This is a genomic window from Amycolatopsis sp. WAC 01416, from assembly GCF_003947485.1.
Lineage (GTDB): Bacteria > Actinomycetota > Actinomycetes > Mycobacteriales > Pseudonocardiaceae > Amycolatopsis.
Map to the genome: position 1 here is coordinate 500,742 of NZ_QHHX01000002.1, position 21,126 is coordinate 521,867.

25 protein-coding genes and 1 tRNA gene are annotated in these 21,126 nt (G+C 67.9%); 9 read left to right on the plus strand and 17 right to left on the minus strand.

The window, feature by feature from the left end; genetic code table 11:
• The first annotated feature begins 26 nt into the window (after positions 1-26).
• Complete coding sequence (locus DL990_RS06665) at positions 27-557, plus strand: hypothetical protein (RefSeq protein WP_125788765.1); 531 nt, start codon at positions 27-29, stop codon at positions 555-557.
• On the plus strand, positions 554-931 hold the full coding sequence (locus DL990_RS06670) for a TIR domain-containing protein (protein ID WP_125788766.1): 378 nt from the start codon (positions 554-556) through the stop codon (positions 929-931). Before DL990_RS06665 ends, DL990_RS06670 begins: the two co-directional genes overlap by 4 nt.
• A 17-nt stretch (positions 932-948) precedes the next feature.
• On the opposite strand, the gene DL990_RS06675 is transcribed toward DL990_RS06670, so the two are convergent.
• Positions 949-1,440, minus strand: coding sequence for a YajQ family cyclic di-GMP-binding protein (locus DL990_RS06675; RefSeq protein WP_007030975.1), 492 nt, complete (start codon positions 1,438-1,440; stop codon positions 949-951).
• 119 nt (positions 1,441-1,559) lie between these two features.
• On the opposite strand from DL990_RS06675, the gene DL990_RS06680 reads away from it, so the two are divergent.
• Together DL990_RS06680 and DL990_RS06685 are read left to right on the plus strand one after the other, a co-directional pair.
• Positions 1,560-1,641 (plus strand) — tRNA-Tyr (locus DL990_RS06680).
• A gap of 111 nt (positions 1,642-1,752) precedes the next feature.
• Positions 1,753-3,114: an MFS transporter gene (locus tag DL990_RS06685; protein ID WP_125798186.1), complete on the plus strand. Its 1,362-nt coding sequence runs from the start codon at positions 1,753-1,755 to the stop codon at positions 3,112-3,114.
• Between the two features lie 4 nt (positions 3,115-3,118).
• Here DL990_RS06685 and DL990_RS06690 read toward each other — a convergent pair whose 3' ends face one another.
• The 3 genes from DL990_RS06690 to DL990_RS06700 form a co-directional block, all read right to left on the minus strand.
• Complete coding sequence (locus tag DL990_RS06690; protein WP_125798187.1) at positions 3,119-3,880, minus strand: class I SAM-dependent methyltransferase; 762 nt, start codon at positions 3,878-3,880, stop codon at positions 3,119-3,121.
• A gap of 51 nt (positions 3,881-3,931) precedes the next feature.
• Positions 3,932-4,303, minus strand: a complete 372-nt coding sequence (locus tag DL990_RS06695; protein ID WP_125788769.1) for a hypothetical protein — start codon at positions 4,301-4,303, stop codon at positions 3,932-3,934.
• Between the two features lie 248 nt (positions 4,304-4,551).
• On the minus strand, positions 4,552-5,121 hold the full coding sequence (locus DL990_RS06700) for a dihydrofolate reductase family protein (RefSeq protein ID WP_125798188.1): 570 nt from the start codon (positions 5,119-5,121) through the stop codon (positions 4,552-4,554).
• On the opposite strand from DL990_RS06700, the gene DL990_RS41705 reads away from it, so the two are divergent.
• On the plus strand, positions 5,120-5,275 hold the full coding sequence (locus tag DL990_RS41705; protein ID WP_233620409.1) for a hypothetical protein: 156 nt from the start codon (positions 5,120-5,122) through the stop codon (positions 5,273-5,275). The genes DL990_RS06700 and DL990_RS41705 overlap by 2 nt on opposite strands.
• 100 nt (positions 5,276-5,375) lie before the next feature.
• Here DL990_RS41705 and DL990_RS06710 read toward each other — a convergent pair whose 3' ends face one another.
• Genes DL990_RS06710 through DL990_RS06720 form a run of 3 tightly spaced genes read right to left on the minus strand, consistent with a single transcriptional unit; the run spans position 5,376 to position 7,707 of the window.
• Positions 5,376-5,798, minus strand: coding sequence for a PPOX class F420-dependent oxidoreductase (locus DL990_RS06710; protein WP_125798189.1), 423 nt, complete (start codon positions 5,796-5,798; stop codon positions 5,376-5,378).
• A gap of 17 nt (positions 5,799-5,815) precedes the next feature.
• On the minus strand, positions 5,816-7,030 hold the full coding sequence (locus tag DL990_RS06715; protein WP_125798190.1) for a DUF4241 domain-containing protein: 1,215 nt from the start codon (positions 7,028-7,030) through the stop codon (positions 5,816-5,818).
• Positions 7,031-7,062: 32 nt separating this feature from the next.
• Complete coding sequence (locus DL990_RS06720; RefSeq protein WP_125788773.1) at positions 7,063-7,707, minus strand: TetR/AcrR family transcriptional regulator; 645 nt, start codon at positions 7,705-7,707, stop codon at positions 7,063-7,065.
• A gap of 97 nt (positions 7,708-7,804) precedes the next feature.
• On the opposite strand from DL990_RS06720, the gene DL990_RS41220 reads away from it, so the two are divergent.
• Both DL990_RS41220 and DL990_RS06725 read left to right on the plus strand, forming a co-directional pair.
• On the plus strand, positions 7,805-7,948 hold the full coding sequence (locus DL990_RS41220; RefSeq protein WP_158632593.1) for a hypothetical protein: 144 nt from the start codon (positions 7,805-7,807) through the stop codon (positions 7,946-7,948).
• A gap of 47 nt (positions 7,949-7,995) precedes the next feature.
• Positions 7,996-8,376: a VOC family protein gene (locus DL990_RS06725; RefSeq protein ID WP_125788774.1), complete on the plus strand. Its 381-nt coding sequence runs from the start codon at positions 7,996-7,998 to the stop codon at positions 8,374-8,376.
• 76 nt (positions 8,377-8,452) lie between these two features.
• Here DL990_RS06725 and DL990_RS06730 read toward each other — a convergent pair whose 3' ends face one another.
• The 4 genes from DL990_RS06730 to DL990_RS06745 are packed head-to-tail and all read right to left on the minus strand — an operon-like array spanning position 8,453 to position 10,960.
• Positions 8,453-8,842: a VOC family protein gene (locus tag DL990_RS06730; protein WP_125788775.1), complete on the minus strand. Its 390-nt coding sequence runs from the start codon at positions 8,840-8,842 to the stop codon at positions 8,453-8,455.
• Entirely contained in the window at positions 8,839-9,129 is a 291-nt protein-coding gene (locus DL990_RS06735) for a helix-turn-helix transcriptional regulator (protein ID WP_125788776.1), read from the minus strand. Before DL990_RS06735 ends, DL990_RS06730 begins: the two co-directional genes overlap by 4 nt.
• A gap of 44 nt (positions 9,130-9,173) precedes the next feature.
• Entirely contained in the window at positions 9,174-9,818 is a 645-nt protein-coding gene (locus DL990_RS06740) for a response regulator transcription factor (protein ID WP_125788777.1), read from the minus strand.
• Entirely contained in the window at positions 9,809-10,960 is a 1,152-nt protein-coding gene (locus tag DL990_RS06745) for a sensor histidine kinase (RefSeq protein WP_233599194.1), read from the minus strand. The genes DL990_RS06740 and DL990_RS06745 overlap by 10 nt, the downstream gene beginning before the upstream one ends.
• Positions 10,961-11,095: 135 nt before the next feature.
• Between DL990_RS06745 and DL990_RS06750 the strand changes: the two genes are divergently transcribed.
• Positions 11,096-11,746: a DedA family protein gene (locus tag DL990_RS06750; protein ID WP_125788778.1), complete on the plus strand. Its 651-nt coding sequence runs from the start codon at positions 11,096-11,098 to the stop codon at positions 11,744-11,746.
• A 42-nt stretch (positions 11,747-11,788) separates the two neighbouring features.
• On the opposite strand, the gene DL990_RS06755 is transcribed toward DL990_RS06750, so the two are convergent.
• From DL990_RS06755 to DL990_RS06775, 6 genes are all read right to left on the minus strand, one after another.
• The gene (locus DL990_RS06755) at positions 11,789-12,949 is read right to left on the minus strand and encodes an alkaline phosphatase PhoX (protein ID WP_125798191.1); all 1,161 of its coding nucleotides are present in this window, start codon (positions 12,947-12,949) and stop codon (positions 11,789-11,791) included.
• Positions 12,946-13,449, minus strand: a complete 504-nt coding sequence (locus DL990_RS42365; protein WP_370308852.1) for a helix-turn-helix domain-containing protein — start codon at positions 13,447-13,449, stop codon at positions 12,946-12,948. The genes DL990_RS06755 and DL990_RS42365 overlap by 4 nt, the downstream gene beginning before the upstream one ends.
• The gene (locus DL990_RS42370; protein ID WP_125790107.1) at positions 13,446-13,646 is read right to left on the minus strand and encodes a hypothetical protein; all 201 of its coding nucleotides are present in this window, start codon (positions 13,644-13,646) and stop codon (positions 13,446-13,448) included. The genes DL990_RS42365 and DL990_RS42370 overlap by 4 nt, the downstream gene beginning before the upstream one ends.
• A 176-nt stretch (positions 13,647-13,822) precedes the next feature.
• Positions 13,823-16,225, minus strand: a complete 2,403-nt coding sequence (lon, locus tag DL990_RS06765; protein ID WP_125798192.1) for an endopeptidase La — start codon at positions 16,223-16,225, stop codon at positions 13,823-13,825.
• 166 nt (positions 16,226-16,391) lie between these two features.
• Positions 16,392-17,240, minus strand: coding sequence for an SAM-dependent methyltransferase (locus DL990_RS06770; protein WP_125798193.1), 849 nt, complete (start codon positions 17,238-17,240; stop codon positions 16,392-16,394).
• Positions 17,241-17,279: 39 nt separating this feature from the next.
• Positions 17,280-18,218: a GNAT family N-acetyltransferase gene (locus DL990_RS06775; protein WP_125798194.1), complete on the minus strand. Its 939-nt coding sequence runs from the start codon at positions 18,216-18,218 to the stop codon at positions 17,280-17,282.
• 280 nt (positions 18,219-18,498) lie between these two features.
• Here DL990_RS06775 and DL990_RS06780 point away from each other — a divergent pair, with 280 nt between their 5' ends.
• On the plus strand, positions 18,499-21,114 hold the full coding sequence (locus DL990_RS06780; RefSeq protein WP_125788784.1) for a bifunctional diguanylate cyclase/phosphodiesterase: 2,616 nt from the start codon (positions 18,499-18,501) through the stop codon (positions 21,112-21,114).
• Positions 21,115-21,126: the final 12 nt, after the last annotated feature.

Genomic DNA, 21,126 nt, shown 5'->3' on the forward strand with positions numbered 1-21,126 from the left:
CGCCGTCTTGAGGCAGACTTGGGGCTGTGGTGGGACGAGCGGCGACCGTGATCTCGATCGTCCGAGCGGGCCGTGAAGTGCGAGCGGCGGAAGCGAAGCCCGAGGGACCGACCGCCGACGCGCTGGACAAGGAGCAGCTGGACCAGCTGCACGCGGCTACTTTGAAGGCGGCCGACTCTTGTTTCGAACTCAAGAAGCTGTGCGCGACGGTGCTCGTCCCCGCGGGGGTTCTGGTCGCCACCTTCAGTGAGAGGAAGCTGACTCCGGCCGTTTTCGTCGCGGGCTTCATGGTCATCGCGGCCTTCTGGGTCGCCGACGCGTTCAGCTTCTACTACCAAAGACGGCTTCGGGTGCTTATGAAAGACATCTGGAACCGGCGTGCCGCGCGCTGCGCGGAGGGCTATGACCACGTTCAAAAGGTGACCGGGGTGAGCTGGTTCCGAGCCGTCTTCAATTCCTCGATGATCTATTACCTGATCCTCGCGGTGATGGTCGGAGCGGCGTTGGCGGCATACGCGTTCGGGCTTCTCGGGACCGGTCCGGCAGGCCACCCATGAGCGTGTTCGTGAGTTACTCCCGCGCCGACAACTCGCTGGAGCAGCTGGAGGCGCTCCGTGCTCGACTGGCCGGGGACGCTGACGTCTACGTGGATGACCTCGACTGGGCGGCGTCAGGGGGCGATCGGGCTGATGCCGTTCACCGCGAACTGGCGCGTGCATCGGTTTTCGTCGCTGTGGTCAGTGTCACCTATGGGAAGACCCCGTGGACGGCTTGGGAATTCGACGTCGCCTTGATGCGGGGAATCCCGAAGCTCGCCTACCTGCCCGATGGCAGGCTAGTAGATGAACGATCGGACGAGTGGCCGTTCGTTCCGTCGGCTCTGTCCGAAAGCGTGCTGTCCGTGCCGACCGCGGATACTTCCCACGAGTAGCCGCGGTCGGCACCAGATCAGCGGTAGTTCGTGAACTGCAGCGCGATCTCGAAGTCCTTGCCCTTCAGCAAGGCGATCACGTCCTGCAGCTGGTCCTTCTTCTTGCCGGACACCCGAAGCTGGTCACCCTGGATCTGCGCCTGGACCCCCTTGGGGCCTTCGTCGCGGATGAACTTGGCGATCTGCTTCGCCTTGTCCGACGCGATCCCCTGCAGGATCTTGCCGCCGATCTTGTAGATCTTGCCGGACAACGCCGGCTCGTCCGCCTCGAAGGCCTTGAGGGAGATGCCGCGCTTGATCAGCTTCTCCTTGAAGACCTCGACCGCCGCCAGCGCCCGCTCCTCGGTCTCGGACTCGATCGCGATCGCTTCCTCACCGGACCAGTCGATCTTGGTCCCGGTACCCCGGAAGTCGAACCGTGTACCGAGTTCCTTGCTGGCCTGGTTCAGGGCGTTGTCCACCTCCTGGCGATCGACCTTGCTCACCACGTCGAAAGAGGGATCCGCCACGTGTTCTCACACCTCGTACTCGCTTGTCAGGAGCTTCCACCCTAGCCCTGCGGAACCCGGTTGACCGGCCCGCCATGGCATTGGGTATTCTTTCGTCTCGGCCGGGGACACCCGGCCACGGCGAGTTGCCCGAGCGGCCAAAGGGATCTGACTGTAAATCAGACGGCACAGCCTTCGGGGGTTCGAATCCCTCACTCGCCACACCGAAGCGGCCCCGTGACCAGGTCACGGGGCCGCTTTTGTCGTGTTCGGACGCTTCTCGGGATCGAAGTCACACCGAGTTAGTAGTCGGTAACCAGTAGCTTAATGCTCATGGCTGACCGGATGGGCGCCGCCTTGGTGGGCACGGCCCTGGCGGGGGCGGTGATCGGCAGCGTCGGGGCGCCTCTGATCACTCCGGTCGCCACGGGGATGCACGTGTCCTTGGACGCCGCGCAGTGGACCTTGACGGTGACGCTGTTCAGCGGCGCGATCGCGGGACCGGTGCTGGGCAGGCTCGGCAGCGGCCCGTACCGCCGCGCCACGATCCTGGCCACCCTGGCCCTGGTCGTGGCGGGCGGACTGCTGACGGTGCTCCCGCTTCCGTACGCGGCGCTGGTGATCGGGCGCGGCTTGCAGGGGCTCGGGGTCGCCGTCGGGGCGTTGCTGATGAGCGTCGCCCGCGCGCACCTGCCGCCCGAGCGTTCGACAGCGACGATCGCCGCATTGTCGGTCGCCTCGACCGTGGGCATCGGGGTCGGCTATCCGGTGATCAGCCTTCTCGACCAACTCGCGGGGCTGCGTGCCGCGTACGGGTTCGGATTCCTCCTGTCCGCCGTCGCGCTGGTCATCGCCTGGCGGGCCCTGCCCGCCGAGGCGCCGGGTGAGCCGCCCCGGATCGACGTCACGGGCGCGGTGCTCCTCGCGCTGGGCACTCTCGGGGTCCTGCTGGTCATCGCCGAACCCACGATCTGGTCGGCCCCATGGCTGGCCGCCGGCCTTCTCGCCGGTTCCGTCGCGGTCCTGGCGGCATGGGCCTTCATCGAACTGCGCACCGCGGTGCCGCTGGTGAACTTGCGGCTGCTCGGCCAAGGGCCTCTCCTGCGCGCGAACCTGGCGATACTCGTGGCAGGCGCCGGTTTGTACCTGCTGTTCAGCCTGTTCACCCGCTACGTGCAGACACCCGGCGGCGCCCACTACGGATTCGCGCTTCCCGGTGTCGCCGCGGGGGCGGCCCTGATCCCGTTCTCGTTGCTCGGGTTCGCCGCGGGAAAAGCGGTGCCGCGTCTCATCGCGCGCGTCACCGAGCGGTGGACGTACGCGGTCTCGATCGTGATCGCCGCGGTCAGTGCCCTGCTGTTCGCCGTCGGCAACCAGTCGCTCGCTCTCGTCCTCGTGGCGATCGCCCTGCTCGGCTTCGCCGTCGGAGGTGTCTTCGCGGTGATGCCCAAGCTCGTTCTCGTCGGTGTGCCACCGGAAGAAACGGCGAGCGTGCTTTCGATCAACCAGATCGCCCGCAGCATCGGCATGGCCGTGGGCAGCGCACTTGCCGGGTTGCTGCTCGCCGCGGCCACCCCGAGTGGCGCGTTGCTCCCCACGCGGAACGGCTACCTCACCACGGCACTGTGGGCGTTGCCCCCACTCGCCGTCAGCGCGCTGATCATCGCCACGAACGGCTCTCCGCGAACGTCCTGACCCGTCAGTGCGGTGCGCGCTCCCAGACCGACACGTGTTTGGTGCTCTCGGCGGTGAACTCCGAGCGATCCCAGTCCGCCCAGCGGTGCTTCAGGCGCATCCCGGCGAGGCGTGCCATGAGGTCCATCTCGGCGGGCCAGGCATACCGGAAGGGGATACGACGAAACCGCCCCTGTCCGTCCGGTGTCACGGTGACGTGGTTCGACGTGAACTCCTGGGTGACCACGTCGTACTGGTCGAAGCCGACATAGCCGGGCGCCATCGCGAACGGGACGATGTCCTGCCCTGGCGGCAGGCGGCGCAGCTCCGGCAGACCCACCTCGACGACGAACAGCCCACCCGGCCGCAGATGCGCGGCCGCGTTGCGGAAGATGTCGACCTGTCCGTCCTGGGTGGTCACGTTGCCGATCGTGTTGAACACCAGGTAGACCAACGAATACTGACCGGCCACCCGCGTCTTCGTCATATCGCCGATCGTGACCTCGACGGCGTCGCCACCCGGCTTGTCCGCGATCCGCGCCGCCATCGCCCGGCTCAGTTCGATACCGCGCACCGGCACGCCGCGCGCGGCCAGCGGGATCGCGATCCGCCCGGTCCCGACGGCGAACTCGAGCACCGGGCCGTCGGCCAGGTCTTCGAGGACGTCCACCGCGGAGGCCACCACTTCGGGCGCGTTCGCGCCGCCCGGCGCGTCATAGCCCGCGGCGACACTCTCGGGGAACCAGCCGTCCGCCGGATCGTCTTCCGTGTTCGTCTCATCGATCACGGTCGCCGACGCTACGCCCGCGACCGGGCGCTTCTCATCCCGTTTTTCCCGTCACCGGCCGCGATCCCGCCTTTGCGGCCACGCCGGATGGCTGTTCGGTTCGGCCAGGTCCTCGAGGTAGGTGTACTCGCTGAAGTCGTCGTCCGTCGTGGGTGCTCTACGGGCGCGACGGGGTTCGGCCGGTGCCGTCTCCGCCTCGAGGCCCGCGGCGACCTCGGCCAGCAGAGGCCATAGTTTCTCCTGCGCTCTGGGCACGAACAGCGCCTGCGCGATCGGGTGCTCGCAGTTCCCGGCGGCGACCTCCTCCCAGCTGAACTTGCCGTCCCGGACACAGTCGGCCGCCCGGGCCAGCCGCGGCGGGACGTCAGGCCGTTCCGCCGCGCGGCGGAACACCTCGGCCGTGAACTTCGACGCGTCGACCACGCGCGCCACCTCCGTCGTTCTCCCGTCGCCAAACCGGAGTAAGACCCTACCTAGGGTCCCGCACCGGAAATGCGGCACATGATTCGGCGGCCCAGCTTCCCGCCGGCGTCGCCGGTCCGCCCGAGTACACCCGGTACGAGGACGAACCGGCAACACCACCAGCGGAAACCTGGATCCACCGACTTGTGCACCGCATTTCCGGTGCACGACACCAGCGGGCGGTGAGCAGCGGAATTCCCGGTGAAGCGTCAGCTCGACGCGGCCCGGTACCGCAGCAGCACGATCCCGGAAGCGAACGGCCGCTCCTCCACCAGCCGGAGCTTCGGGACACCGGTGGCGCCCTCGAACAATCGACGGCCTTCGCCGACCACGACGGGATAGACGAACAGCCGGTACTCGTCGACGAGACCCTCGGCGATGAGCGCCCGCACCAGCGAGATGCTGCCGGTCGTCACGATGTCCTTGCCTTCGACGGCCTTCAACCGCTCGATCTCCGAACGCAGCTCACCGGAGAGCACCGTCGTGTTCTCCCACTCCGGCTCCGTCAGCGTGCTCGAAACCACGTACTTGCTCACTGAGTCGAGATAAGCCGAAATGCCTGTCGTGTCATCGGTTTGCTTCGGCCAGTACCCGCGCATGTCTTCGAAGGTGACGCGTCCGAGGAGTAACGCGTCGGCGTTCTCACGTTGTTCGCGGAGCGCGGCCAGCACATCCGACTGGTCGACGTCCGGATCGGTGTCGCCGGGGCTGAACCAGTCGCCCGCCAGTTCGATGACGCCGTCGATCGTGCTGTTCTCCGTGACGATCAGCTCTCGCATGAACCCGACCGTACCGCCGGCCACCGACAAGAACGGACCGATGACCGAGCCGCCCGCGGCCGACACGTCAGGAAGCCGAAGTGTGGGTGCGACGGCAGCAAGCGCTCGTGCCGAAGGCATCGGGATCGTGGGCTACTCGATCATCGAGCCGTGAACCGCGGCTCCGTCCGCGCGGCCGAGAAAGCGGGCTACCGCAACGATGGACTGCTGCCCGCCCATCACGAGATCGGTGGTGTCCTGCGGGACATGCTTCTCTACGTCTCGCCGTGAACGGCGCGCCTCGACGGATACCAGGTCTCACCCGCGGGTTCGCCCGCCATGTTCCAGCTCCACGACACCTTCGGCGTGACGCGCGCGTAGATGCCCGGGCCGACGGCTCCCGTCCGTTCGATCGGATCGGCGGCCTCGCCATAGACCCGGACGCCGCGGGCGATGAACGGATCGAGTGAGACCAGATCGTCTATGAGCAAGGCGACTTTGCGTTGCCCCGCTTGGATGTTGCGGAACTTCCGGGTCGCGAGGACCGACGCGCCCACGCCGCCGACCCAGAAGTGCGTCCCGTCGAACTCGAACGCCAATGGGACGACGTCGGGCTGTTCGCCGTTCTCGGACAGCGTCGCGAAGCGGGCCAAGGGTTGCGAGCGCAGGTATGCGATCTCTTCCTCTGTGAAAGCCATGGCACCATCCTCCTCGTTCAGGCCGTCAGAACCTGCGCGTGATTGAGCACCAGCATGTCGGTGACGAAGCAGACCGGCGTACCGTCGGCCGCCCGGCCGATCCAGGTCGGATAGCTCCCGTCTCCCCAGCCGGCGGAAAACGCGATGATGTTGCCCTCGACGCCGTCCAGGGTGATGTCGACGTGGGGATCCGTCTCCGCGAACCTCTCGATGAGGTCGTCGTCCACCACCTCGGGAAGGGCGGTGGCATCGGCGAAACAGCCCGTCCCGCTGTCCACGCCGTAGCCGTAGAACTCACCGTCCCCGAGGAAGAGCGGGTCCTGCCCCGGCCAGAGCGCGGCTTCCCACGTGGCGGCCGGAACGTCGGCGATGACGAGTTTGGCGGCGGCGACCCGTTCGTGGGTGGGTTCGTCGACGAACCGGATCACGACTAGCTCGACCCGGTATTCCCCTGGCGGCACGGTGACCGTGAACTGCCCGGTCTCCCGGTCGAGGAAGGCCGGATCCGAGGCGACGAGCCTCCCGCTGGGCATGCGCAGTTTCCCGGCTTCCCGAAGCTCGACCTCGACAACGCCATCGTCTTCGTTCAGCGAAAACCGCGTGCCCGCGGTGAACATCTGCTCCAGGGCGGAAGGGCGCAACGGAACGGACGGCCGCCACGGGCGCTGGTCGACGGGGAGGGGCGGATCGGTTTTCGGAGCGTCCGGCGTTCGGAGGGTCAGCTCCCGCACATTCGTGAAAGGTTTCCAGTCGCCGAAGGCGGGCTTCGGCATGGTCAGCTCGGACACCGGCTTTTGCACGCGGCCATTGCTGGAACCGCCGCCGTAACCCTTGGGGGCTCGATACACCCACCCCTCGCCGTCGGGACCGAAGGACATTTCCACGCGGCCGGCGCTCTGTTCGTCGAACTCCTCCTGGTCATCGAAGTGGTAGGTCCACTGCTCGATCTTCACCAGGAACAGGTCGCCGGTTTCGAGTACGCGGAACTCGTACAAACCGCGGCGCCTGCTCCGCTCATCGAACTGCACCGCGCGGGCGAAGCGGTGCTTCCACGCGATTTCGAGCAGCACCAGCGGCACCTCGGTACCGGGGCGCGCCAGCGCGACGGCGTACTGCTCTCCGGCGGCGTCGCGTTCCCGCGCGGTGCCGGGCGAAAGCCTCCCGGTCAACGCGCGGGCGGCCGGATCCCAGCCTTCGCAGTAGACGACGTCCAGCAAGGTCCCCTCAGACATGAGCGAAACCTAGCGGGTACCCCCGACAAAACTCACGCTTTCTCACGGATCGCGTAGTCACCGAAGGCCGGTTCCAACAGTTCGAAAGCCCGCTTGGTCGCCTTCGTGAGTGCCCTGGCGATCTCCTCGTTGCTCTCGCCGTCGTGCGAGCGCCGGAGGACCTCGCGGAAGAGCACGCGGTCGATCGCGTTGAGCTCGGCGGCCGCCATGATCGGGGTGACGTCGTCCGCGTCGGCCCCGGTCTCGGTCGCGAGCAGTTCGGCGAGTGCCGCTTCCCGCAGTTCGTGCAGTTCACGCAGCCGTGCGGTCAGGGTCGGGCTCTCCAGCACCATTTTCGCGAAGACCGGCCCGGTGAAGCCGATCACGGGTGAGTGCTCCGCCACCGCGTCCAGGAAGGTGCGCCGTAGCGCGGCCAGGGCCGACTCATCAGCCTTCCGGTCGCGGACGGCGTTCGCCAGCCCGTTCGTGAACTCTTCGTGCTGGTCGAGCGCCAAGTCCTCCTTGCGGGCGAAGTAGTTGGTGACGGTCTTCTTCGCGACTCTCGCCGCGGCGGCGATCTCGGCGATCGTCGTCTCCTCGAAGCCCTTCTCGATGAAGAGGAGCGTCGCCTGGTCGGAGATCAGCTGCCGCGTCTCCTGCTTCTTGAGCTCTCGCAAACCCACATCCGTGCTGGTCATGAGCGAAGTTTACCACCGTCGTAAAAATACCCTTGACTTCCTGTAGGCCGGATGTAAACTTACGTCCGTACTACCGACCAGTGAGAGAAGAGGCTCCTTGACCGCTCGAATCCCCCAAGGCAACGAAGGCACCAACCGCGCCCAGATCCGCCGGAACGACCGCCGTCATCAGCAGCCGTTCCCCGGCCGCTCGATGCCGGCGCGCCGCTCGACCGGCGTCCCGCGCCGCCGGTCGTACTGACCGATCAGCTCATCCGTCACCGCACTGCCGACCGAAGGGGATAACCCATGAACGTCCTTGCCTCCACCGTCTCGCTGACCGTCGACGACGTCGCCGCCTCCAGCCGTTTCTTCACCGAGCACTTCGGCTTCACCGAGCAGATGGCCGCGGAGGGTTTCGTCTCCCTCGGGCACGAAACCGCGAAGGTGACCATCGTGCTGCTCCAGGCGGGCATCGAGGTCCTGCCGGAGAACCTGCGGCAGCAGCGCGCGTCCGGCGTGATCGTGGCCTTCACGGTCGAGAACCTCGAAGCCGAGGAGAAGCGCCTGCGCGACGAAGGTGTCGAGATCACGTTGCCGCTGCGGGAAGAGCCTTGGGGAGAACGCCTCTTCATGGTCACCGACCCGAACGGTGTGCCCGTGGAACTCGTGGAATGGGTGCAGCAGTAGGAAAACGCCCGTCTTTCAGTGAAGCGAAGCGGGGCTTGGTCCACAGTGGACCAAGCCCCGTTTTCCGTTGTCTGTCCTACTTCATCGTGGCGAGCTGGATGAGGTTGCCACAGGTGTCGTCGAAGACGGCGGTGACCACCGGCCCCATGTCGACGGCGTCCTGGGTGAACTCGACGCCCAGCCCCTTGAGCCGTTCGACCTCTGCGTACACGTCGTCGACGGCGAACTGGGTGAACGGGATGCCGTCGCTCGCCAGCGCCTTTTTGAACGGCTTCGCCGCCGGGTGGCCGTCCGGCTCCAGCAGCAGTTCGACGCCGTCGGGGTCGGCGGGGGAGACCACGGTGAGCCAGCGGGCGTCGCCGGTGGGCACGTCGTGCTTCTTGGTGAACCCCAGTTTCTCGGTGTAGAAGTCGAGAGCCTTGGCCTGGTCGTCGACGAAGACGCTGGTGATGTTGATCCGGATCACGGGTTCGGTTCCTCTCGGTCGATGGGCCACCGCTCGACGATCGACCGCAGCGGGCTCGTGTCGAGGTGGTGGAACTTGTAGCGGCCCTGTCGCCGGGTGTGCACCAGGCCCGCCTGTTCGAGCATCGCGAGATGCTGCGAGATGGCCTGCCTCGAAGAGCTCAGGCCATGTTTCATGGTCAGCCTGCCGCAGATCTCGAACAGGGTCTGACCGTCCTTTTCGGTCAGCTCGTCCAGGATTGCGCGCCGCGTCGCGTCGCCGATCGCCTTGAACAGGTCGCCGTCCACGACTCAGTTATAGGCAAGCCGTCGCTTGCCTGTCAACTCGGTGGTCAGGAACCGAGGTAGCGCAGGATCGCCAGGACGCGGCGGCTGTAGCCGGCGGTGGTGGCCAGTCCGAGCTTGTCGAAGATGGCGTTGACGTGCTTCTCGACGGCGCTCAGCGACACGAACAGCGACTCCGCGATCCCGGTGTTCGTGTGGCCCTGCGCCATTTTCTCCAGCACTTCACGCTCCCGGACGGTCAGCTTCGCGAGCGGATCGGTGTGCGTGGTCCGCGCGAGCAGCCGCCGGACCACCTCCGGATCGAACGCCGCCCCACCCGCGGCGACCCGGTCGAGCGCGTCCAGGAATTCGCCCACCTGGGCGACCCTGTCCTTCAGCAGATAGCCGACGCGTTCGCCGTCGCCGGTGATCAGCTCGGCGGCGTAGCGCTTCTCGACGTATTGGGAGAGCACCAGGACGCCGATCTCCGGCCAGCGCTTCCGGATCTCGAGCGCCGCGCGAAGGCCCTCGTCCGTGTGGGTCGGCGGCATGCGGACGTCGGTGACGATCACGTCCGGCCGATACGCCGCGGTCGTCGAGAGGAGCGCCTCGCCGTCGCCGACCGACGCCACGACCTCGTGTCCCTCTTCGACCAGCAACCGGACCAGCCCCTCGCGCAGCAGGGTCGAGTCCTCGGCGAGGATCACCCGCACGGCAGCACCGCCGTCACCACGGTCGGCCCGCCGAGCGGACTGTCCACAGTGAACTCGCCGTCCGCGGCCGCGACGCGCATCGCGAGGCCGGAAAGACCGCCGCCGGACTCCCGCGCCCCGCCCGTGCCGTCATCGGTGATCCGCACCCGCACCCTGTCCCCGTCCCGCTCGGCCTCGATGTCGATCCGCGTCGCCGCGGCGTGCTTGATCGTATTGGTGACCGCTTCGGACGCGACGAAGTAGACGACGGTCTCGATGGCCGCCGGTGGCCGTTCCGGCAGGTCGACCCGCAGGTGGACCGGTACCCCGGAGCGTTCCGCGAGCGCTTCCAGCGCGAGGTGCAGCCCGTCCGAGTCCAGCGCGATCGGATACACCCGCCATGAGACCTCCCGGAGGTCTTCGAGGGCGCGTTGGGATTCTTCGTGCGCCTGCCGTAGCAGCTCCGACGCGTGGCCCGGATCGCCGGCGCGCCGCGCCCGGCCGAGCAGCATCCCCAGCGCGACGAGCCGCTGCTGGACGCCGTCGTGCAGGTCCCGTTCGATTCGGCGGCGCTCGCCGTTGACCGCCTCGACCACCTCCGCCCGGCTGGTCGCGAGTTCGGAGACCCGGCGGCGCAGCTGTTCTTTCTTGCTGGGGCCGAAAAAGCTCATCGCCAGCTTCTGGTCCAGCGTCGCGGCACCGAGGAGTCCTTGCAAGGAAAGGAAAACGAGCAGTGCGCCGAAGAGCGACGTGGTGACCGGGTCGTACCAGTCGGCCGGGGCGTCGCCGCCGGGCGACCTGCCGTCGAGGAGCTGATATCCGATGATCAGGCCGGATGCGGCCCCCGCCAGGATCAGGCCGAAGATCGCGGCGCTGAGCAGCCCGACGACGCAACGCGGGATCAGGTAGGCCATCGCGCGGCGGTCGGTGTAATCCGTCGCGTTCTCCATGCCGAAGTACTTCTCCAGCCGCTGTCGCTCCATTTCGGACAGTGTGCGGGCGCCAGAGAAGACGGGCCGCCGCAACGCGGGGACCGCGAGCGCGATGCCGCCGAAGAGCAGGTAGAACAACTCCGCGACCGCTGTCATGGCGCCGATCGCCAGGCCCAGCGTGCCGCGGAGCATCTTGCGCAGGTAGCGGCGCATCGCTGCCGGAATGGGCATAGCGCCAGGTTAGCGGGGTATCCGAAGGTCGGTATTGCGGTTTTCCGCAGTGATTTATGCCGCTTCACCGCAGGGTGCGGAACCCGGGCAATTCGTACGTTCGTTGGTACCCGCAGACGACCACGAAAGGCCGCCATGAACCTCCTCCTCGCCGAAACCGCCAACGAATCGATGGGCGGCCTCGCCGGCTGGGCAGTGTCACTGATGGACTCACTGGGAGGTCCTGGTGCCGCGATCATCGTCGGACTGGACAACCTGTTCCCGCCGATCCCGAGCGAACTGGTGCTGCCGCTCGCCGGGTTCTCCGCGAGCCGGGGGACGTTCACCCTGGTGGAAGCGCTGGTGTGGACCACCTTCGGCTCGGTCGCCGGCGCGGTCATCGTGTATTACCTCGGCCTGCTGCTCGGTCGCGACCGCACGCGCCGCTGGATGGCGAAGATCCCGCTGGTCAGGACCTCGGACTTCGACAAGACCGAAGCCTGGTTCCAGAAGCACGGTGCCAAGGCGGTGTTCCTCGGCCGGATGGTGCCGATCTTCCGGAGCCTCATCTCCCTGCCCGCCGGGATCGAACGCATGCCTTTCTGGCGGTTCCTGGCGCTGACCACGCTGGGCAGCCTGATCTGGAACACCGGGTTCGTCCTGGCGGGTTACGGCCTCGGGGAGAGCTGGCACCTGGTCGAGAAGTACGCCGGGTTCTTCCAGTACTTCGTGATCGCCGCCGTCGCGATCGCGCTGGCCCTCTTCGTGCTGAGCAGGCTGCGTGAGAAGAACCGCACGAATGCCTGAGCCGGTGCGGGGCGCCCAGCGCGGGCGCCCCGCACACGGTGGTCAGGAACGGAAGGGGCCGGTCACCTCGTAGGTGATCCCGCCGGAGGACGAACCGGAGGTGCCGCGTTGCGACGAGAAATACAGCCTGTTCCCGGCGGGGGTGAACGCGGGACCGCAGATTTCCGACGAGCTCTGGCCGTTGATCCGCAGGAACGGTGCCACGATGTCGTTCGGCGTGATGATGCAGATCTCCATGTTGCCGCCGTCTTCGGCGACGTACAGGTCGCCGGACGAGGTGCCGGTGACGTTGTCGACGCCGGTCAGCGGCGCCGAACCGGGGCTGACCAGCGAGTCGTCGTAGGCGAGTTCGTAGGTGCTGTTCGTCAGGTTGAGCTGCCAGACGCGGTTGTCACCCTTGGTGGTGAACCACGCGGTGTCGTTGGCGTAGTGCAGCCCTTCGCCACCGCTGAACCGCTTGGCACCGGAGACCTGGTTGCGGGTGGCGGTGGGGGAGCCGTCGGGGTCGGGCACGTTCGCCCAGGTGAAGCTGCCCGATGTCGCCGTGCCCGCCTTCAGCACCTGCAGCGTTCCGGCGGAGAGATTGCCCCAGGTCGTCGGGACGAAGCGGTAGAAGCAGCCGTCCGAGGTGTCTTCGGTCAGGTAGACGACCTTGCGCACCGGGTCGGCCGCGGCGGCCTCGTGTTTGAACTTCCCCATCGCGGGCCGCTGGACGGCGGCCGTCGCCGGACCGTTCGGCTGGCACTCGTAGACGAATCCGAGATCGATCTCCTCGCAGGAAAGCCAGGTGTTCCACGGAGTCTTGCCGCCCGCGCAGTTCTGGCGCGTGTTGGCCAGGATGCGGTGGGCGCCGGTGATGTTCCCGCTCGCGTCGAATTTGACCGCGCTCGCGCCGCCGCCGGGGGTGATCTCCGAGTTCGACACGTAGATCCAGCCGCTGCCGTCGGCGAACACCGCGCCGCCGTCCGGCGCGCTGTGCCAGGTGTACCCGGTACTCGCGACCTTCTGGCCGGACCGGGCGATGACCCGGCTGGTGAAGCCCGCCGGCAACTGGATCCCGTTCGCGTCGGCCGCCTGAAGCGCGCCGTACGGGCTGGGTCCGTTCTGGGCGGGTGCGGCGAGGGCCGCCCCCGAGAGCCTGTTTCCGAACGCCGTGACACCGGCGCCGACCACGGCCGCGCGCAGGAAATTCCGTCGCTTCACTCATGCCTCCGAGACATCCGCTGATGTGGTGGTGCGGGAAGGAGCGGATCGGAGAGTACGGGCGGAACGGGACTTCCAGGTGAATTCGGGGCGTATTCACCGCGAGAAGGCAACTTTCGTAGGGAACCCTCGCCCAGCACTATTTCCCGGGCTTTGCGGAGCCCGGGCGCCTCGGCCCCGCCGCGTTGTTCCGCGACGGCCAAAGCGAGCAGTATCCGATCGAGTGAAGCGTATCCGCCATTGCGGTGGTGACGACGTCCGATCAGGTGACGCCAGCCGTCGAGATGTTCGTCGAGCCCGGGCTCTCCCGGAACGGCGCGGAGCAGGACCCGAAGCAGGACTGTCATCTGGTTTTCGTTACTGGGCAAGGTGTCGCGGGCCAGCGTGTCGGCCAAGGTGCTGCGGGACTGACCGGTCGCGGCGGCCAGCGCGCGGATGCTGAGGCCGCTTCGGTCGCGGAGCTCGCGCAAATGCGCCATGAACGTCGATTCCGTGTTCATCGGCGTGCCCGTGCGGGCACGGTCCGGCCGAAGACGGCGCTGAAGAGCCCGATCGCGACCCCCGCCGCGATCGGCGCGCTCGTACCGGCGAAGGTCAGCAGTGTGGTGAATGTGGCGAGAACGCTCAGGCAGACGATCTGACCGGTCGAAACGCACCTGCGCCTCGGCCGCAACGGGGAAAGAATTCCTTGACTCATGACCTTGCCCTCTCAAGGGTCACGCACCCCGGCTGGGTGGCACGCAATACACGTTATCAAAACGTGATAGGGAGTTTAAGGCGAGTCAATGTCCGGGTTCGTCCGGATTCCGGAATGCCGAAAGCCCCGGACCCTTGGCGGGATCCGGGGCTTCAGGGCTGTCGGGCCTCGCGCTGTTACGCCGCCTGAGCGACCGGAGCCGTCGCCGGGGCCAACGCGATGTCCAACACGTCGCGGACGTTCGCCACGGCGTGGACGTCCAGCTGTGCCAGCACTTCGGCCGGGACGTCGTCCAGATCGGGCTCGTTGCGCTGCGGGATGATCACCGTCTTCATCCCCGCCCGGTGCGCGGCCAGCAGCTTCTGCTTGACCCCGCCGATCGGCAGCACGCGTCCGGTCAGCGACACCTCACCGGTCATCGCGACGTCCGACTTCACGACCCGGCCCGAAAGCAGGGATGCCAGCGCGGTCGTCATCGTGATGCCGGCGCTCGGCCCGTCCTTGGGCACCGCGCCCGCGGGGACGTGCACGTGGATGCCGCGGTCCTTCAGGTCGGCGACCGGAAGTTCCAGTTCGGCGCCGCGCGAGCGCAGGTACGACAACGCGATCTGCACCGACTCCTTCATCACCTCACCCAGCTGGCCGGTCAGTTGCAGCCCGGTCGAGCCCGACTCCGGATCCGCCAGCGACGCCTCGATGTAGAGGACGTCACCGCCGGCGCCGGTCACGGCCAGCCCGGTCGCCACGCCCGGGGTCGACGTGCGCTGGGTCGACGCGGGCAGCGAAGACTCCGGCAGGTGCCGCGGGCGGCCGAGGTAGGTTTCGAGCCCGTCGGCGTCGATCGTCAGCGGCAGCTCGACCTCGTCCAGCGCGACCTTGGTCGCCACCTTCCGCAGCACCTTCGCGATGGTCCGGTTCGCGTTGCGCACCCCGGCTTCCCGCGTGTACTCGGCGGCGATGCGGCTGAACGCGCCGTCGGTCAGCGTGACGTCGTCCTTGCCGAGACCGGCGCGGTCCAGCTCACGGGGGAGCAGGTGGTCGCGGGCGATGGTGACCTTCTCGTCCTCGGTGTAGCCGTCGAGGGAGACCAGCTCCATCCGGTCCAGCAGCGGGCCGGGGATGGTCTCGAGCGCGTTCGCCGTCGCGAGGAACACGACGTCGGACAGGTCCAGTTCGACCTCGAGGTAGTGGTCGCGGAACGTGTGGTTCTGCTCCGGGTCCAGCACCTCCAGCAGCGCGGCCGTCGGGTCGCCGCGGTAGTCGGCGCCGACCTTGTCGATCTCGTCGAGCAACACGACCGGGTTCATCGAACCGGCTTCCTTGATGGCACGGACGATCCGGCCGGGCAGCGCGCCGACGTAGGTGCGACGGTGACCGCGGATCTCGGCCTCGTCGCGGATGCCGCCGAGCGCCACGCGGACGAACTTGCGGCCCATCGCCTTCGCCACGGACTCGCCGAGCGACGTCTTACCGACCCCGGGAGGGCCGGCGAGCGCCAGCACCGCGCCCGAACGTCGTCCGCCGACCGGGCCGAGCCCCGATTCCGCGCGACGCTTGCGCACGGCCAGGTACTCGATGATGCGTTCCTTCACATCGTCGAGACCGGCGTGATCGGCGTCGAGGATGGCTCGCGCGTCGGCGATGTCGTGGACGTCGGTGGTGCGCTCGTTCCACGGCAGCTCGAGGACGGTGTCCAGCCACGTGCGGATCCAGCCGCCCTCGGGGGACTGGTCGGAGGTCCGCTCCAGTTTGTCCACTTCGGACAGTGCGGCCTTCTTGACCGCGTCCGGCAGTTCGGCGGCCTCGACGCGGGCGCGGTAGTCGTCGTCGTTGGCCGTGCCGTCGAGTTCGCCCAGCTCCTTGCGGATCGCTTCGAGCTGGCGGCGCAGCAGGAACTCCTTCTGCTGCTTCTCCATGCCCTCCTGGACGTCCTTGCGGATGGTGTCGGTGACCTCGAATTCGGCAAGCTGCTCACGGCTCCATTCGAGCGCCTTTTCGAGCCGTGTCGAAACATCGAGTGCGGAGAGCAGTTCGAGCTTCTGCTCGGTGTTCAGGTACGACGAGTTGCCCGCGAGGTCGGCGAGCGCGGACGGGTCCTCGACCTCCTGGACGGCGTCGATCATCTGCCAGCCGCCACGCTGCTGGAGGATCGCGAGGACGACGCTCTTGTACTCGGACGCGAGCTTCGCCGAGTTGTCGTCGGTGGTCTCGGTGGCGACCTCGGCGTGCACCCAGCGGGCGGCGCCGGGGCCGTCGGCGATGCGGCCGACGACGGCGCGGCGGGTGCCGCGCAGCAGCACCGCGGTCTTGCCGCCGGGCACGCGCCCGATGCGCTCGACGGTCGCGATGGTGCCGAGTTCGGCGTACTCGCCGTGGACGCGGGGGACGATCAGCACCTCGGCCTTGGTGGCGGCGCTGGACCGGATCCCCGGGAAGGAAGCCTGGGCAGGCGTGTTGGCCTGGGCGGACTCCACCGCGGCCCGCGTCTCCGTGTCGGCGAGGTCGAGCGGGACGATCATGCCCGGCAGCACGACGTCGTCATCGAGCGGGAGGACGGGCAGGAGGCGGTTGTCGGTCATCTGTGCACTCCTCGGTTAGTTGAGTCTGCCTAGCTCAACTCTCCGATCGACCCGTTTGTTTCCTTTCCGCGTTCGCCGTCAGCGATCACCCACTCCTCCGACCTCTACCCGGGACGCGTCGCGTTTAGCCCCCTAAACGCGACGCGTTTCGGCCAGAGGTCAGACGTCAGGGGTGGACGGCGACTCCGCACCAGGCGAACGGCCGGGCACCTTCCTCGTCCCGTCGCAGCTCCCGCACCGGCCGCCAGTCGGGCAGGTGGACGACGCCGGGCTCCAGCAGCGGCCAGTCCCCGAAGAGCGGCTCGATCTCTTCGCGGTCCCGCATCCACACCGGGTTGCTCGTCTTCCGGTACTGCTCGACCATCCAGTGGAGTCCGTCGGCGTCCTCGCCGGTCTGGCCGCCGAAGCTCATATGCGACAGCCCCAGCCAGCTGCCCGGCGCCAGCGCGTTGCGGTAGGTCGCGACCAGCGTTGGCGGATCGTCGTGTGGCCCGGCGAAATGCAGGACGGCCATCATCATCAGGCACACCGGCTGCTCGAAATCGATCAGCCGCAACGTCTCCGGATGCCGCAGGACGTCCTTCGGCCGCCGCATGTCCGCGTGGACGATCCCGGCCCAGTCGGTCGCCTCGTGCCGCTCGAGGATCAGCTCCGCGTGCGCCACCGCGACAGGCTCGTAGTCGACGTACACGACCTTCGCCGTATCACCAGGCTCCAGTTCCTCCTGGAGGATCTCGTGCACGTTCCCGGCTGTCGGGACACCGGAACCCAGATCGATGAACTGCCGGATTCCCGCGTTCAGCGCGGCGCGCACGACCCGGTTCATGAACTCGCGGTTGTGCCGCGCACCCGGTTTGACCCACCGCCACTGCTTTTCCAGCGCGCGGGCGAACTCGCGATCGACCGCCCAGTTGTGGGTCCCGCCGAGGAACCAGTCGTAAATCCTCGCCGCGGACGGCTTTTCGGTGTCGACCCCGGTGGGTGCCACCGGGGCCGCGTCATCGTCCCTCGTCACAGAAACCCCCTGATCCTTCTGTGAAAGAGCCTATCGGGATCAGTAGACCGCCGGCCGCCGCTGCCAGTAGGTCCAGAGCGGCCGGTAGCCCTGCGCGTACCAGAACGGTGTCGAGCGCGGGTTGGCCAGAGCGTGGTGCAGCAGCACGGCTTCGGTGCCGCATTCGTCGAAGATCTGGTGCGCGTGCGCGGCGAGCGCCGTCCCCACCCCGCTCGAACGCGCCGGTTCGGCCACCGCCAGCGACGACAGGTAGCCGACCCGGTCGGCCGCGACCCGGCCGCTGACCCACGCCGTCTCGCCGGGGAACTGCACCCGCACCATGCCCAGCGCCCGGCCGTACAACTCGGCGATCCACAACGTCGGGTTCTCCCGGCCCAGGTGTTTCGACAGGTCCGCGGCGATCGTTTCCTCCGCGCCCTCGCGCAAGGTGACAGAACCGAACTGCGCGTCGTAACGCTGCAATTCCAGTTCGAGTCCGACGGCGGTTTCGAGATCATCCGCTTCGGCGGGCCGGATGTGCACTCCGGGAGTGGCGGGCGGTCCCGTCACGGCGAGCCGGTCGGCCGGGCGGACCGCGATCACCAGCACGGGCGCGAAGCCGCGGCGCAGCAATTCGGCCGAGCCGGGGGAGTCCCGGCTCGGCCGCACCACGGTCGCCGCCGTCTCGACATCCCCTGGTGGGGCCACGGTCTTCAGATGTTCATCCCATCGGGTGAGTAATGCGTCAAAGGCCGCTTCCGGGCGAGGGCCGGTGAGCCGCGCTTCGAGGCGATGTTCGACGAGGGCCCGCCACGGAGAGTCAGCAGAATCGGGACCCGCTTCAGTCTGTACCGACAATCCGGCGGCGGCCGAGTCGCCTTCTGTTGCGGAGAGTGACACGGCGTCCTCGGCAGGCTCCAGTGCAGGCATTTCGGGGAGCAGGGCGTCCACGGTGGCGAGCCGCTCGGCATGCCCGGCGGCGATGGCGTGGCTATTCATAGGGCTATTGAAGCCCCTACTGACGGGTCCGCAGGGAACTTCACGAGATTGGCCGGGGTGTGGCGTCAGGTGACTTCCGGTAGTCGGAAGGAACGCGAATAACGCTCCCATTTCACCCCTTGGTCCACGCAGGTCAGCGCGACGCGCCCATTGTTAACCCTGGGGTGATCTCATACTGTCTCGAATGGGACTTGGGTACGCCCTCCGGGGTACTGTATTGCCCTCGTCCCCGAGGTCGCGGTGGGACAAGACCGGTTGGGCAGCCGGGAAGGAAGGTCGGATGCCGGACACGAACGGCAGGCCCGGGAGCGCCGCACAGGCGACAGCGGGCAAGGGAGGCGCCGTTACGGAGGCTCGTACCGACGAGCGACGGTTCCGCGTCTACACCTTCGCGGTACTCACCATGGGCATCGCCGCCGCGGCCGCGGTCAGCCTCTGGCTGGACTTCGAGGCCTCGGACGATCTGTTGTGGATCGGGCCGATCCTCGCGCTCGCGTTCCTGCTCGCCGAACAGCTCGGCATCAACGTCGATGTCCGCAGCGGCATCTCGTGGACGATCTCGTTCACCGAGATCCCGCTGGTCATCGGATTCTTCGTCGCTCCCTTCGAAGTCGTGCTCGCCGCCCATCTCGCGGCGGGCATCGGAACACTGCTGGCCCGCAAGGTCGCGGGCCGCGTCCTCTACAACGCCGGCGCCTTCCTGCTTGAGATCACCGGCGCGTTCGCCGTGGCAGGACTGGTGAAACAGGCCTCCGGCGCCCACGACATGACCTGGATCGCCGCGCTGGCAGGCACTTTGACCGCGCCGCTGGTCAGCACGCTGCTCGCGCTCGCCGCCGTCCGCGTGCTGCGCCGCCGGATGCGGGTCAGCACCGCGATCCGGCTGACCGGCCGCATCCTCGTCGTCGGCTTCGTCAACGCTTCGGTCGGTCTTTCCGGTTATCTGGTCATTTCCGGTACGCCGAAGGCCTGGCCGCTCGTGCTGGCCGTCTTCCTCGGGCTCACCGCGTTGTACTGGGCGTACTCGGATCTGCTCCGTGAACAGCGCGACATGGAAGCGTTGTCCGACGTCAGCCTGATGGTCGCGCGATCCGGTCAACAGGCCGCCGCGCGGCCCGCCGGACGAGCCGACGAACTCGTCGGCGGCGTCGACGTCCGCGAGTGGGCGACCATCGCCGAACGCATCAAGGATCAGCTGGCCGCCGGCCGTGTCGTGCTCAGGCTGCGGCTGGAACCGAAGGACACCATGCGGATGGTCGTCGCCGGCGACGAACTCCCGCCCGTCGACCCGGCCGCCGACGACCCGTTGCTGCGCCTGCCCGGCGCGCACGTCCGGCATTTCCGGATCACCGAAGCCAATCCCGACGTCCGCTCCGCGTTGCTCGACCGCGGCGCGCAGGAGGCGCTCGTCGTGCCGTTGCGCAGCGCGAACCAGCTCCTCGGCGTCGTGGAAGCGCACGACAGGCTGTCCCGCTGGCGTGGTTTCGGCAAGTACGACGTCCAGCTGCTCGGCACGATGGCCAGCCACCTCGCGACCTCGCTGGACAACCGGCGCCTGCTCGCGACCCTGCGCCACGACGCCTACCACGATCCGCTGACCGGCCTGCTCAACCGGCCGGGTTTCCGCCAGGTCGCCAAGGAACCGTTGCGGGAACAGGTCGACGCGGTCGTGCTCCGGGTCGACCTCGACGTCTTCTCCACCGTCAGCGACGCCCTCGGCTACGTGTGGGCCGATCGGATGGTCATCGCCGCGGGCCGCCGGATCCGCGACGCGCTCGGCCCCGACGTCCCGCTCGCCAGGCTCGAAGGCGCGTCCTTCGCGGCGCTCCTCGTCGGCTGCGCGCCGGAACGCGCCCAGGCCGCCGCGGAGCTGCTTCGCGCGGAACTCGTCGCCCCATACCCGGTGGACCGGCTCTCCGTCGAAGCCAACGCGATGATCGGTTACGCCACCTCGTCGGCGGAAGACGACGACCAGGTCGACGTCGACGGGCTCCTGCAACGCGCCGACGTCGCCGTCCGCGCGACCAAGGGCGGCGAAGAGGTCCGCGGCTACATGGCCAGCATGGGCCAGATCTTCATGCGCCGGTTCCAGATGGTCACGCAGTTCAGGCAGTCGCTCGAAGAAGGCCAGCTGAGCGTCCATTACCAGCCGAAGATCACCTTGCCGAACCGGCAGATCCAGGGCGTCGAGGCGCTCGTGCGCTGGGTGCATCCGGAGTTCGGCAGGCTCGGCCCGGACGAGTTCGTCCCGGCGATCGAAGCGGCGGGCCTCATCGGCGTCCTGACGTCGTTCGTGCTCGAAGAGTCGTTGAAGCGCGTGCGGAAGTGGCTCGACGAAGGCCTGCGCATCTCCGCCGCCGTGAACCTGTCGGTGCGGAACCTTGCCGACGAGGACTTCCCGACGAAGGTCGCCCGCGAACTCGACCGCTTCGGCATCCCGCCCGAGTTGCTCACCTTCGAGCTCACCGAGTCCGGTGTGATGTCCGACCCGCAGAAGGCGCTGCCGATCCTGCGGGAACTGCACTCCCTGGGCATCGTGCTCGCCGTCGACGACTTCGGCACCGGTTACTCGTCGCTGGCGTACCTGCGGCAGCTCCCGGTCGACCAGGTCAAGATCGACAAGAGCTTCGTCCTCGGCATGGGCACGGACCTCGGCGACCTCGCCGTCGTGCGCTCCATCGTCGAACTGGGCCACTCGCTCGGCCTCACGGTCGTGGCGGAGGGCGTCGAGGAGGACGTCGCGCGGGATCAGCTCGAGGCGATGGGATGTGACGTGGCACAGGGCTACCTCATCTCGCGGCCGCTGCCGGAGGACCGCCTGGAGGCGTGGCTGCAAGCCCGCACGGCGCGCTCGCCCGGACGACACTCCGAGACCGTTTTGACCCTGCTGACCTGAGGTTTCGCGGTT

What these genes read in the sequence shown, in the direction of transcription:
- DL990_RS06670 (WP_125788766.1), top strand. Translation starts at nt 554, where the DNA reads ATGAGCGTGTTCGTGAGTTACTCCCGCGCCGACAACTCGCTGGAGCAG.
- DL990_RS06685 (WP_125798186.1), top strand. Translation starts at nt 1,753, where the DNA reads ATGGCTGACCGGATGGGCGCCGCCTTGGTGGGCACGGCCCTGGCGGGG.
- DL990_RS41705 (WP_233620409.1), top strand. Translation starts at nt 5,120, where the DNA reads ATGAACCCGACCGTACCGCCGGCCACCGACAAGAACGGACCGATGACC.
- DL990_RS06700 (WP_125798188.1), bottom strand. Translation starts at nt 5,121, where the DNA reads ATGCGAGAGCTGATCGTCACGGAGAACAGCACGATCGACGGCGTCATC.
- DL990_RS06710 (WP_125798189.1), bottom strand. Translation starts at nt 5,798, where the DNA reads ATGGCTTTCACAGAGGAAGAGATCGCATACCTGCGCTCGCAACCCTTG.
- DL990_RS06715 (WP_125798190.1), bottom strand. Translation starts at nt 7,030, where the DNA reads ATGTCTGAGGGGACCTTGCTGGACGTCGTCTACTGCGAAGGCTGGGAT.
- DL990_RS06720 (WP_125788773.1), bottom strand. Translation starts at nt 7,707, where the DNA reads ATGACCAGCACGGATGTGGGTTTGCGAGAGCTCAAGAAGCAGGAGACG.
- DL990_RS06725 (WP_125788774.1), top strand. Translation starts at nt 7,996, where the DNA reads ATGAACGTCCTTGCCTCCACCGTCTCGCTGACCGTCGACGACGTCGCC.
- DL990_RS06745 (WP_233599194.1), bottom strand. Translation starts at nt 10,960, where the DNA reads ATGCCCATTCCGGCAGCGATGCGCCGCTACCTGCGCAAGATGCTCCGC.
- DL990_RS06750 (WP_125788778.1), top strand. Translation starts at nt 11,096, where the DNA reads ATGAACCTCCTCCTCGCCGAAACCGCCAACGAATCGATGGGCGGCCTC.
- DL990_RS42365 (WP_370308852.1), bottom strand. Translation starts at nt 13,449, where the DNA reads ATGAACACGGAATCGACGTTCATGGCGCATTTGCGCGAGCTCCGCGAC.
- DL990_RS42370 (WP_125790107.1), bottom strand. Translation starts at nt 13,646, where the DNA reads ATGAGTCAAGGAATTCTTTCCCCGTTGCGGCCGAGGCGCAGGTGCGTT.
- lon (WP_125798192.1), bottom strand. Translation starts at nt 16,225, where the DNA reads ATGACCGACAACCGCCTCCTGCCCGTCCTCCCGCTCGATGACGACGTC.
- DL990_RS06775 (WP_125798194.1), bottom strand. Translation starts at nt 18,218, where the DNA reads ATGAATAGCCACGCCATCGCCGCCGGGCATGCCGAGCGGCTCGCCACC.
- DL990_RS06780 (WP_125788784.1), top strand. Translation starts at nt 18,499, where the DNA reads ATGCCGGACACGAACGGCAGGCCCGGGAGCGCCGCACAGGCGACAGCG.